Source organism: Paenibacillus terreus (genome assembly GCF_042138595.1).
Taxonomy (GTDB): Bacteria; Bacillota; Bacilli; order Paenibacillales; family Paenibacillaceae; genus Paenibacillus; species Paenibacillus terreus.
The window spans coordinates 113,169-126,042 of sequence record NZ_JBHIRX010000010.1 but is presented as its reverse complement, the minus strand read 5'-3'; the positions used below and the strand labels follow the sequence as shown (position 1 = coordinate 126,042).

6 protein-coding genes and 1 other annotated feature (1 of these 7 running past the window's edge) are annotated in these 12,874 nt (G+C 46.6%); of the genes, 4 read left to right on the top strand and 2 right to left on the bottom strand.

Going from position 1 to position 12,874, the window contains the following annotated elements; translation table 11 throughout:
* Positions 1 to 11: 11 nt before the first annotated feature.
* Positions 12 to 1,364, bottom strand: a complete 1,353-nt coding sequence (locus ACE5KN_RS18455; RefSeq protein WP_375525992.1) for an MATE family efflux transporter — start codon at positions 1,362 to 1,364, stop codon at positions 12 to 14.
* Positions 1,365 to 1,501: 137 nt separating this feature from the next.
* Between ACE5KN_RS18455 and ACE5KN_RS18450 the strand changes: the two genes are divergently transcribed.
* Both ACE5KN_RS18450 and ACE5KN_RS18445 read left to right on the top strand, forming a co-directional pair.
* The gene (locus ACE5KN_RS18450; RefSeq protein WP_375525993.1) at positions 1,502 to 2,197 is read left to right on the top strand and encodes a TetR/AcrR family transcriptional regulator; all 696 of its coding nucleotides are present in this window, start codon (positions 1,502 to 1,504) and stop codon (positions 2,195 to 2,197) included.
* A 35-nt stretch (positions 2,198 to 2,232) separates the two neighbouring features.
* A complete protein-coding gene (locus ACE5KN_RS18445; protein ID WP_375525994.1) occupies positions 2,233 to 3,213 on the top strand; it encodes an arsenic resistance protein in 981 nt (326 codons plus the stop codon).
* Between the two features lie 143 nt (positions 3,214 to 3,356).
* Here the strand turns inward: ACE5KN_RS18445 and ACE5KN_RS18440 are convergent, their stop codons facing one another.
* Positions 3,357 to 4,022 (bottom strand): TetR/AcrR family transcriptional regulator, encoded by a 666-nt coding sequence (locus ACE5KN_RS18440; protein ID WP_375525995.1) that lies wholly within the window; start codon positions 4,020 to 4,022, stop codon positions 3,357 to 3,359.
* 154 nt (positions 4,023 to 4,176) lie between these two features.
* On the opposite strand from ACE5KN_RS18440, the gene ACE5KN_RS18435 reads away from it, so the two are divergent.
* Together ACE5KN_RS18435 and ACE5KN_RS18430 are read left to right on the top strand one after the other, a co-directional pair.
* Positions 4,177 to 5,127 carry an aldo/keto reductase gene (locus ACE5KN_RS18435; RefSeq protein ID WP_375525996.1) on the top strand — a complete coding sequence of 317 codons (951 nt, stop codon included), beginning with the start codon at positions 4,177 to 4,179 and terminating at the stop codon, positions 5,125 to 5,127.
* Between the two features lie 1,223 nt (positions 5,128 to 6,350).
* Positions 6,351 to 12,584 carry a DUF7601 domain-containing protein gene (locus tag ACE5KN_RS18430; RefSeq protein WP_375525997.1) on the top strand — a complete coding sequence of 2,078 codons (6,234 nt, stop codon included), beginning with the start codon at positions 6,351 to 6,353 and terminating at the stop codon, positions 12,582 to 12,584.
* Between the two features lie 122 nt (positions 12,585 to 12,706).
* Positions 12,707 to 12,874: a binding site (T-box leader), on the top strand; it runs 138 nt beyond the window's last position.

Genomic DNA, 12,874 nt, shown 5'->3' with positions numbered 1-12,874 from the left:
TTATATTTTTTCTACTGCACTAAACTATCCATTTCCGGCTGCAATTTGTTCCGCAGAACATACAGCATGATGGCTCCGACAAGGAAGGCAACGACATCCGCAATGACGAGCGACCAGACCACCCCATGGAAGCCGTTCATACGATTAGCGATAAACAACACAGGAATCAGAGTAACTCCTTGGATAATTGACATCATAAAAGCAGCGGTTCCTTGCGCTGTTGCCTGGAAGATGCCCGTAAACAACGTAGTCGTTCCTGAAATGAACAGGGATAAGAACGTCACATGTAAAATATAGCTGCCCATTTCAATTAATTGCGGGTCATTCGTAAATAAACCGATCAAGTGGTCGGAAATCAGATAGACGATAACACCGAACACGACAGCTAACACCGCAATCGCTTTGATCGTGAATCCAATGGTTTGCTTCATTCTTAATCTATTCGCTGTAAAAGTGAAGGCAATCAACGGTACGACTCCCTCGCACAAGCCCATCAGAATAAACTCAGGAAATTGCAATAAACGCGAAGATATTCCATAAGCCGCTACAGCTCGATCCCCATATTCCACCAGAAAATGATTAAGGATGAGCGACATTGCACCCAGGAAAATACTCATAATAAAGACGGGAATACCGATTTTGAATACATTGCTCAGAATGTCCCTGGTAGCCTTGAACCATTTTACGGAGATGGTTAGGAATTGGCTCTTATATCTCATATGGAAGGCGTAGAATATGCTCGCAACCAAATTAGAAATGACCGTAGCCGACGCAACGCCGATCACGCCCCAGTGGAAGACGAAGATGACCAGCGCATCGAGAATAATATTCACGACAACACTGAGAATCATACCGATCATCGACGTGATTGCTGCACCCTCCGAGCGCACGATATTCTCCAGCGTGAAGAATAATACGACAAATGGTGAACCTATAAGCATAATCTTGACATAGTCCTTTGTAAATCCGAAGGAGTCAGGCGTTGCCCCCAGGCCTTGAACGATTGGGTCGATCAACGGAAGACCAATGGCCATCACGATAAGACCGAGAACCAAACTGCTGTAAAAGGCGAATGAAGACACATGCTTTACATCATCATTTTTTTTCTCACCCAGCAAACGGGAAATGAATGTACCGCTGCCCATGCCTATCAAGTTGCCTAACGCCATAATGATCGCGAATAACGGCAAAGTTAGTGCTAGTGCGGTTAATACGGCAGTATTGCCCAGTGTACCAAGGAAATAGGCATTCAAAATGGAATATATGACACTCATTGACGTGCCTAGCATCATCGGTACAGCGAAGTGAGCTACGGCTTTTGCGACCGGTGCTTTTTCAAAGTAATGAAGGTTTTCTGTATCCATGCGGGTCACTACTTTCTGTATTTATTTTGTATGTTATCTAACGGTGTTAGATTGAACCTTACAGTGTTAGATGATATCATGAACTTATGAACCTGTAAAGCATAAACTTACACTGTTAGATAAAAGGACGGATACCAATGAAAAAACAGCAGCCTCAGATTTCGGAGGAAAAGATTCTCGAAGCTTCTTGGGAGCTTCTGAGGGAGGGGGGGATCGAGAAATTTAGCATGAGACGACTGGCCGACCGGCTGGGGATTCAGGCTCCCTCTCTATACTGGTATTTCAAAAGCAAGCAGAATCTCTACCAGCGTCTGGCTAATCAGATCTCAAAAATCATTCTGGAGGAGTTCCACTCCGAGGGAGACTGGAAGGAGCAATTGACAGGGCTTGCGGGAACGATACGGAGCGTGCTCAGTCGATATCCCTGCTCCACACAGCTCATGATGATGACGCTGCCTCATGAACCGGACATCATCCGGTTTACCAACCGGATGATGCTCTGCGTGGAATCGACGCCGCTTGACCAGGAGCAGAAAATGCAGGTGGTTACTACGTTTGTGAACTATGTCTACTATTTTGTCCTAGACGATTATCAGCATGAGCGCAATATCTCCGCGATCCTTAAGGACGAGGGAGCAGCAGCGCTTCCGAGCGAGGAGATGATCCGCCTGCTGGACTCCATGAGCGAGACGGAAGCGGGACTGTTCCGGAGGATGTTCAAGAGCGGGGTGTTCGAGCTGATGGGGACCGACAAGGCGTTCGAGTTCGGCTTGAAGCTGATTCTGTTGGGGATTGAGCAGGTGATAAAGGAGCAGGAGAAGTATTTGAGATAACATTGCAAAGATGATAAAAAGGGGAGAGTGGGCAGGTGATTTCAAGGGAGAACTTAGAACAAAAACAAATTGGCGTGTATGCAGCAGCCTTAATTGTTGGAGGGATCGCAGGTTTGGTGAGCCCCCGAGCAGGTGGCTTTCTGGAACCCTTGGTATCCTTTATGATTGCTGTCCTGCTGTTCAGTATGTTTTGTCAAATTCCATTTCTTAAACTGAGGGAAGCACTCTCTAATGGACGCTTCATAGGGGCCTTACTGCTTGTGAACTTTATTTTAGTTCCCTTGCTTGTATTCTTATTAATAAAGGTTTTTCCTCAGCCAGGCCCCGTTTTGATTGGAGTTTGTCTGGTACTTCTGACTCCATGTATAGATTATGTTATTGTTTTTACTCAATTGGGCAAAGGGAATGAAAAGTTAATTCTTGCGTCCACTCCATTGCTTTTTGTTGTCCAAATGATCATGCTGCCTTTTTATCTTTGGTTGTTTATTGGTACAGAGGCTTCTCAAATCGTGAGAATGGGTCCATTTATTGAAGCATTTGTTTATTTAATTATTGTCCCATTATTGTTTGCATTAGCTTTCCAATTTTTAGCTAAAAAAAGTGCTCGCGGCTTTAAAATACTGGATTTTACAGCATGGTTGCCTGTTCCGCTTATGGCACTTGTGCTCTTTCTGGTGGTAGGTTCTCAGATTGACAGGGTTGTAAAGGATTTTAATGTGATTATTGCTGTAATACCGATTTATGTATTATTCCATATCGTTTCACCAGTAATTGCACGAACAATAGCATTTATTTTTCGTATAGGCCCATCAGACGGAAGAGCACTTATTTTCAGTGCAGGAACTCGCAATTCCCTTGTTGTACTTCCCCTTGCCCTTACCCTACCAGGAGAAATGGCTGCAATAGCAGCGTCTGTGATCGTAACTCAAACGGTAATTGAACTGATTGCGGAGCTTTTTTATATAAATTTCGTGCCCAATCTTATTTACCGGGATCTGAAGGCAAATAACAATTGAGGTTGTCTTATCGTGGGATGTAACACCTACAGAAATAAAGGATTAATCGAATTTAAAAGAAGTCTCATAAAAACAACTTCAACAAGGCTGCCGGACATGAATCGGCAGCCTTGTTGCGTTAACCGGCATATATGAAATGACTGTCAAAAAAGGTTTTTGGTAATCTTTTGAGTCAAATGCTCAATTTTTGGCATCATGATTGCATCATCAATGGCTGAAAGTTTTTCGGGTTTAAATAACTGAATTTTCTTTAATTTGTAATAATCAATTAAAATTTGCTGAACAGTTAACTGATTCGTCATTAAATATTTGACATTGAACATTCCCCTTAAAATCTCATCCTGCTTAATTAACAGCTTGCCGTTGATGTCATTAAAAATCCCTTTTTGAGTCCCTTCTTCGTAGAAAGCCAATACCAGCTGTTCTCGCTGCTTCATGGCTTCATTCAATCGATCATACCGGTCCGGGTAGCTGGTTTCGAGTTCTTTTAAGAAGATATCCGTAAAATATTCGACAAGCGAGACGGATTGCTCGAATATTTGCTGGAATCGAGTGCCGAAACTTTGATCCGAATCCAACGGATAGATAGTCTGTTCATTCATGTATTCAATAAAACCATCTACGATGAAGCCGATAATTTCGTCTTTTGTCGAGAAATACTTATATAAAGTTGCTCTGCTGATCTCCATCACTTTTGCAATTTCGTCCATCCGAACGGATTGAAGTCCATTTTTCCGTAAATAAGGGAGCAGCTTATAAATAAGCTTAGCTCGTGTCTCGTATTTTTTATCCGATTTATGGTTGTTCAACTGATGACCCCCTTGTTTCTATTATAACCTGAATTTTGATTAAGCATATAAACTCCATACAAAATAGACAAAAAATATATAAAGTGTTTACTGTGCAAATGATGTGTGCTACGATATACCTCGAAGCAACTAACTTGAAGAGAGGGCTATTACAATGAAAACGCAGAAACTTGGTCACAGTGAGCTTGTCGTTTCTTCTATTGGATTGGGTGCAATGGGAATGTCTCCGGGCATTTATGGCACCATAAATGATGAAGAGTCCATTCAGACCATTCATCGAGCCCTGGATCTTGGAGTAACGTTGCTTGATACCGCTGATACGTATGGCAACGGGCATAATGAGGAACTTTTAGGCAAAGCTTTGAAGGGGCGAAGAGAGCAGGCCATTGTCGCTACCAAGTTTACATTTGGACCCAATTGGGAATTCATCGGTGGGCACCCTGACTATGTAAAGACAGCAATCGACGAGAGCCTGAGACGTCTTGGCCTCGATTATGTCGACCTGTATTATCAGCACCGAGTGGATCCTAATGTCCCAATTGAAGAGACGGTTGGTGCGATGGCTGATCTTGTAAAGGCAGGGAAAGTGCGTTATCTTGGTCTTTCTGAAGCAGATGCATCTACCATTCGCCGGGCACATGCGGTACATCCCATTTCTGCATTGCAAACGGAATACTCCCTTTGGAGTCGGGATGTTGAAGAAGAAATTCTGCCTGCCCTCAAAGAACTGGGAATCACATTTGTAGCTTACAGCCCCCTTAGTAGAGGATTCATTACCGGTGAGATTCGTAACTACGAGGATTTTAAAGCTGATGATATGCGCAGATTTTTGCCGCGTTTCCAAGGTGAAAACTTCCAAAAAAATGTTGACATCGTGGACAAACTTGGGGAAATCGCCAAAGAGAAGAACTGCACGGTTGCACAACTGGCAATAGCTTGGACAATAGCTAAAGGCACGCTGCCGATTCCAGGAACGAAACGCCGGAAATATCTAGAGGAAAATGTTGAGGCTGTTGATATTCAACTTACTGCTGAGGATTTGGTTCGCATTGATGCCGTTAGTCCAAATGCATACGGTGGACGTTATCCTGATAGAGAGTCTTAGAAGATAAATAAATCTTGTAACGAGTTAGCCCTGCATTTTATAGGGCTTTTTTAATATCCTCAATACATTTGTCTCCGCCCCTTAAAAAACAGCAGAGCGTTTGGTAATTGTATCCATAAACAATCTGGGGTATGATAAAATTAAGTTTCTTTGAAGGGAGTGAGCGGCATGAAACGCCGGGCTATTACAACAACAGTTGATATTATGGTGGTTCATAACTGAATATTAAGGCAGACACTTGGTCTGCTACTTATTGGGGACTTCACTGCTCATTTTTCCTGTACAAGAGAGGATTAAGTAGACCGCAGACAAAGCCTGCGGTCTTTTTGCGCTCAAAAATGCCAGCACAGCTAAATCCGGGATTCGCCAATGTAGTTCCGCTTGAAAATAATCAAAGATGGGAGCCTGATGTCTTGTGTTAAAGTTGAAATACCTTTTTAACAACGAAGACTTGGCGGAAATGATCTTAAAAAATTGGAAATATGATAAAGAATCGATAAATATGTTTAAATACCATCGAATTTCATCGAATGCGATTTACCCGTTTCAATGTGAAGGTAAGACGCAGCTGCTGCGATTTGCCCCATGGTGTAAGCAAGGGCCATCCACAAAGGATGGCCCTTAAAACGGACTGTTCAACATAACAGTTAGACCCCCTCACACAATCCTTAACAGGCACAAGGTCATACAACCCTATCTAATCATCCCCTGGAGAAAAAAATCTAAAGAGCCGTTCAACCTTTACCGATAACTATTACGCAGGCCGTTTAGTTTAAATTTAAAGAATAATCTGATTGAATACCTGGATCTATTCGCCTACCAATTCGAAGGAGACGGGGTGCCCTCGTTGAATTTATGTTCCAGCCGGGGATTTTCCGCGTTTGAAAATAGGCCGAATAAGCTATAATTCCCTGCGTTGTCGAGATTTTGTATAGGTCGATCGTAATATAATAATGAAATACGCAGTGTTAATTTGGCGTATTATGCCATTTTGCGGTTTGTGGGTGGCGAAAATGAGTGAAAGGAGGGAAGAAAGTACTAAGTTTGATCAACGGCCTGCACGCCTACGGCACTTATCCATTCATTTGGAACTTCGCAAAATTTCGATGGTATAAAGGGCCGCTAGGACCAAGCAAATAGCATATGTCTATTCGCTTTAGCGGTTATATCGGGTAGATGAACTCGATGTCGCCAAAAATTTCGGGTATGGAGGAGAAACTTGTTTGAAACAAAAACGCAGTATAGGTAAAACTATGCTATCTCTCTGCCTGGCAGTTTTGCTTGTCTTGCAGACGGTGACGTTCTCTTTTGTTGCATATGCGGAAAGCGTGCCAGAAGGTTCCGAGACGGGAGCGAGCGAACCATCGTCGGTATCTGAGGCGGTGTATGACGCGCCGGGCGAACCGCCGTCAGACGAACCACCCTCAGTGCCTGAGGTAGTATACGCTCCGCCAATGAATTTGGCAGTGATCGCGGCAGATCCGCTGGACAAAACGGTGGTGCTTAAAGCGGCTAATGATTGGCCCTTTCCGCTGACGGTTACCCAAGGGACTCCTTCGCGTGAGATAAAATCTACTACAGCCCCTGGCTACGACCCGATCGTCGACAAAATCAACGGTAGACAGACTTTTACAATCACGTCGAAAAATCTCCGTGTGCCGATGCGGAGCGATAATGACGCGGATCCGAACGATCCAGACACTTACATCCAAAAAGGCGACTTCATTGAGTTGAAGCAAGCGGATTATTTTCAGGGTATAACCTTGACGAGTGCCACAAAAGTTCTGAACGTCACTCTGTTTGGGCAAAACTACAAGCTGGGCACCGCCTATTTCACCGAGACCAGCATTAAGGTCGTTTTTGACGGCGATGAGAGCTTGTTCCTCCAGGGGAGAGACGTTGCCTTCAACTTTGACACCACTGCGAAGGCCGATGTGAACGGCATGGACTACGGCACGAACAAGCCCCTCAGCATTTTCGGGAGTGGCTATATGCTGGAAAATCCGAAAGTTACAGCGAAGTACAACATCAGCTTGCGCTCGAACAGTAACACGGACAGCTTTGTTACCTATACACAGCCACGAGGCAGGGTCGAGATATCCGACGCCGATTTTCAAGCGGGCAAAGTTAAATGGCAAGCGATCGTCACCGCAACTGACATGGACGACGTCAACATCAAACTGCCTCTGGACGGAACTGTATTTTCCAATAATCTGACTGATGTCGGCAAGTATGTGACAGGCTCCTTCGAGATAAAGGATGCCAACAACAATGTTGTGGTAGGAGCAACGCCGACCTATAACGGGGGCGAGCTGACCTACACCTTCCCTGACGGTATCGGCAATACGGCAACTGTCATCTTCGAAACTTGGATTCCGAAGGAAAAATATTACGCACAGTATCGATATAATGATAGTGGCTGGGACTTCGCCAGAACACAGCAAGTAAGCAATGGTACGGAAACAAGTGCAGTAAAATTGTTGAAATCGGAATCGGACAATACGGAGCTGACAAAAAGTGATCAGTGGACAGTTGCGCTCAAGCCCGTCTGGATTCAGAAGGACGGCGTCCAGAACTACAAGGATAACACCATCTCATGGACCATTACGGTTAACCATAATGGCAAATACAACAGGAAGCCTCTGCAAGACTTGGTAATAACGGATGTCATCCCTACCGGGCTCACCTTCAAATCGGCAACGTTTCAGAAGTTTGAAGCAGATGTATGGTCGGACATAAATACGATTACGACGAAGCCCGCAGACAATGCCTACTCCTTCGGAAATGTGAACGGCCCGGTGAGGCTAATCATTGTCACAGACATTACAGGCGCTCAAACCAGTTTTGTTAACTCGGCGACCGCCAAGTGGAATCTGGATCAGGCGGATGGCAACGGACAAAACAACGACATCGGGGTAACAGATCAGGCAACGGTCAACAAAGCGACCAATAGCCTGAGCAAGACGGCCAACGGCGGCGATTTGACATCCGGCACTTTAGGATGGAAGGTGACCTTTAAGCCGCTGGACGCGATGCCGGACGGCAACATCTATGATCTGCTCGTGTACGGAGATGGAAGCGACATTGACTGGAATAACGTTACGGTCAGCCCGTCCATCGACCCGGCACTCTTGACAGCAATACGAACCAAAAATGCGGCAAATCCAAGATACTGGCAGCGGTATAAGCCAGATTCCTTTGCCTCCGCTGATGGGTTAACCGACAAAGTCTACACCATTTCCCAAAATGGCAAGGCAGTCGCCGACATCCTGTCCGTCACCGGTTTTACAACCGGAGAGAAGGTATATACGTACACCTTTAATACTTTCTTGACGAACTGGAGGCATTTTGCACACAATTTCGGGAGTAATTTTTACAATCAGGTATCTCTGTTCGACGATGGAGCTTATGTAATGGGCACAGGTTCGAACAATAACGCTTTCAACAGCGGTATGCTGACCAAGGGGATGCTCTTTGCCGCAAAACCGGTGAACCCGGCAACCGGCGTGGAAGATAATGTTACTCCAAATCAGGTCAACAGTTTTATCTACTCCGGAAATGAAAAAGACTATTGGACGAGAGCGGCCTATGACCGGGCGACCAACACGGTGACATTCCGTTTGTCGGTCAACGCTAACGGAATCAATACCGAGGAAATGGCCAAGCATGGCGGCACGCATGTCGCACAAAATATTCAAGTGATCGACAACCTGCCCGAGGGCTGGGAGTTTAAGCCTTATTCCGAGGGAAAAGCGTTTGAGATTTATAAAGGAGCAAGAGCCGATTATGGGTTAAGGGTTGACGCTACTGCACCTGTTGCACCTATTCCCGATCCCGAGAATCTGGTAAGCTTTTCTGCCGCTGGCAACGTGGGGACGTTTAGCTTTACGAAGTTGGCACAGCCATATGTGATTTTGGTAAAGGCGGGTCCAACGGCGGCAACCCTCAAGCAATATGCCGATGCCGGCCAGACAGAAAAGACGGTATATAACAAGGCAGAGCTGCGCATCAAATGGGGGGACGAGGATACGGTAGTCAACGTCGAGCGGGATAACCAGACGCCCGTCCAGCGCAAAGTCATCGTTCCCCCGTCAAAATCCATGAACAAAACAGTAAAAAAAGCAGCCCCTGGCGTGCTGGAGTGGACCGTGGAATATGCTACGCCATTTACAGTGAAGGATACCGCCTATTTGCAGGATACATTAGGCAAGGGACTTAAACTGCGCAATGACGAATTTGATCGGCTCTCTCTCCGTGCTCCCGATATGGCGGTCTATCCTGCCAAGCTAACGGCTAGCGGAGCTTTGGCCAAAGACGGAGAGGCTCTCGATCTGTACGCTCCTGACAGCGAGGTTAAGGTAACGGCGAACAAGGAGGCAGACGGGACAACGACTCTGACCTTCAAGATGACGAACCCGAACAAGTTGTATCTGTTCGTCTACCAGACTGAGATCGACGGCACTGTACTCGGCGTTGGCGACAAGGCAGGCAACAATGTGCAGATCATGGGCGATGATGCCGCCAAGGATGTCAGCAGCCATGCGGAATACACGGTAGAAAATGCGGACATTAGTGGCGGTGCCGGATGGCAGCCTATTCTGAAGCTGAAAAAGGTCGATCCGGACGGCAAGCCGCTGCAGGGCGTCGAGTTTACGCTGTACAACAAGGACGGTTCGGTAGCTCTTGACAAGAAGGGCGATCCGATCAAGGGAATTACCGACAGCAAAGGCGAGCTGATTTTTAACGTCGAGGTAGGACTTTACGATCTGAAGGAAACCTGGATCGACGAGACGACCTATCTGCCTACCGAGCGAGTTTATAACGTACGTGTGTCTAGTACGCCATTTAACCCTATCTGGGTGGACGGCGACCTGGTAGATAGCATTAATCCGCTGATCGTGCCTACACCGGCCCGAGGAAAGCTGACCATCACCAATAAGGTGGAAGGCAACGGCAGTGATCCAGACAAAGCGTTCGAGTACACCGTGACCTTCAATGGCGAGGGCAAGGATGGAGAGTACATCTATCAGAAGTCAGATAATACGTCTGGCAAGATCAAGAGCGGTGACAAGATTACCCTCAAACACGGGCAAACTGTGATACTGCCGATGTTGCCTGCAAATCTGGTCTATTCCATAACCGAGGGCGATTATACGACCGTTGACGGTTATACGACTAAGCCGGAGACAAGGGAACTGTCCGGCACAATTGTGGATAAAGGCGATCACAAGGCGGACTTCATCAATGAACGGATCGTTAGCAAGCTGACCGTCAGCAATACGGTCATGGGCAACGGGGCCGACAAGACGAAGGAGTTCGAGTATGCTGTCAGCTTTGAGGATGCAGGCAAGGATGGAAGCTACTCTTACGAGAAGTCGGACGGCAGCAAGGGCACGATCAAGTCCGGCGGCACCTTCAAGCTGAAGGATGGAGAGACACTGGATATTTTGGATCTGCCCAAGAATCTGAAATACACAGTTACCCAGACAGACTACACAACTGATGAATACGTGACTACTCCTCAGGAGCGGTACTATACCGGAGTTATGGAGGGCAATGATGAAGTTGCCCCATTTACGAACATACGACTCATAGAGGGAGACCTGCTCATCAGCAACACGGTTAAAGGCAAGGACGATGACAAGAAAAAGCTGTTCAAGTACACGATCACCTTCACAGGCGAGGGAGCGGACAAATCCTATGCCTATAAGAAGTCGGACGGCGGCACGGGCATGATCAAGAGCGGAGAGACCTTCGAGCTTACAGACGGCCAGACGTTCGTTGTGCAAGGACTTCCGACGTATCTCGAGTATATGGTGACCCAGGATGATTATACGCAGGACGGCTATGTGACGGATGAAAGTCTCGTTCGCACAGGTACCATTCCGGAGAAAATAGCGGCGGAAGCACACTTTGTCAATACCCGCCCGTATCTGGAAGGTTTGCTGCGTGACAACAACACAGGAGAAATCATTCCGAATGCGAAAATCATCGTGACTAACAAGAAGACCAACGAAACGTATGAGATTTGGACGGATGAGAAGGGTGAATATTCAATTCCTGCCGAGGCGGATACCGACTATACGATCACGTATACGAAGATGTATCAGGCAGGCGGGAAGGATGTGCCTGTCGAGTTCACGCAAAAAGCAAATGTAGATAGCAGCGTGAAGGACGAGACCGTTCCTGCGGACATTACGGCAGTAGGGATCGTTCGCTTCAAGCAACTGGATGGAACAGAAGAGTTATTCAACGAGTCATTTACCAGCAATATGCATATCTATTTGAAGGACAAGGACGGCAAGTATATTGAGGAGAACGGCAAGCCTAAGGCGTTTCCGATGGGTCCGAACGGCACCTTCTCCGTAGAAGGGCTGAGCGGGCAGAAGTACACCATGGAAGTTCGCTATAAAGCTGAGAACGGTGAGGAACTGCTCTTCAAAGTGACACAGCTGGACGTGAAAGCTAACGGAGAGCTGAATATTTCAGATGAATTGGTCGACCCTTACGGTACGGTTTATGATGAGACGACAGGGGATGCCATCACCGGCAAGAAAATTGACGGAGCTAAAGTTACGCTGTATTATGCGAATACGCAACGGAATATAGATAACGGGCGCATTCCGGGTACGAAAGTAACGCTTCCTAAGGTTCCGAGTTTTCCGCCACACGACAACGAGAGTCCGGAGCAGGATAGCGACGCAAATGGCTTCTATGCGTACATGGTATTCCCGGAAACGGATTACTATCTGGTTGTAACGAAGCCCGGGTATGAGACGTATACGAGTGAAACGATCTCTGTCGATTTCGACATCGTAAAATACAACGTACCGATGAAGCCGGTTAGTTCCGGCGGCGGTGGCGGTGGAACCGGACCCGTCAACCCTGGGCCTGACCCCGTGAACCCTGATCCCGTGAATCCTGAACCCGAACCTGCCAAGCCCGAGCCTGAAAATCCTGTGCCCGGTGGCGGCGGTAACGGAACCGGAGGTGGTGGCAACGGTGCTGACAACGGTGACAAAGGAACCGGTGGCCGCGACAAAGACGATAAAGATGACGACAAAGTTAATAACGTCAACGATGGAACCAATAACGTCGAAGCCGATGACGACAACAACGCTACCGACAACGTTGACGACGCAGCCGATAACAACCACAACGTTATCGACAACATCGACGATGCAGCCGATAACGACAACAACGTTACCGACAATGTCAACGACGGAGCCGATAAGGTTAACAACGGTGCTGACAACGGCGACAACGTAGTCAACAACGTCAACAACGAAGCTGGCAACGTCAACAAAGGAACTGACAACGTCGACAATGGAACACGCAAAGACGACACCGGCAGCAAGCTGCCAAACACAGCAACGAATATGTACAGCTACCTGTTGGCTGGATTCATCATTCTGATTGCTGGTCTGTTCTTGCTGAGAAGAAAGAAGCATAATTAATTTTCTAAAACAAACCTCCTCTTCAAGCCGAGTTGCTTGGAGGGGAGGTTTCTATTACCAGAGTGAGGAAATAATAAACACTTGACACCATCGTGCAGGTGATATAGATTAATCCTAATAATTATAATACGTTGAAAAGGAATAGTACGGTTTTCCAAGCGAACAGAGAGCTGTTGGGTGGTGTGAAACAGCCGTGGAGAAGATCGGAACTCGCCTTGGAGTTGCTCGCTGAACCCTAGAAGTGTGAGTTCAAAAAGACGACTTTTTGAACAACCTCTTTAAAGTAGGTG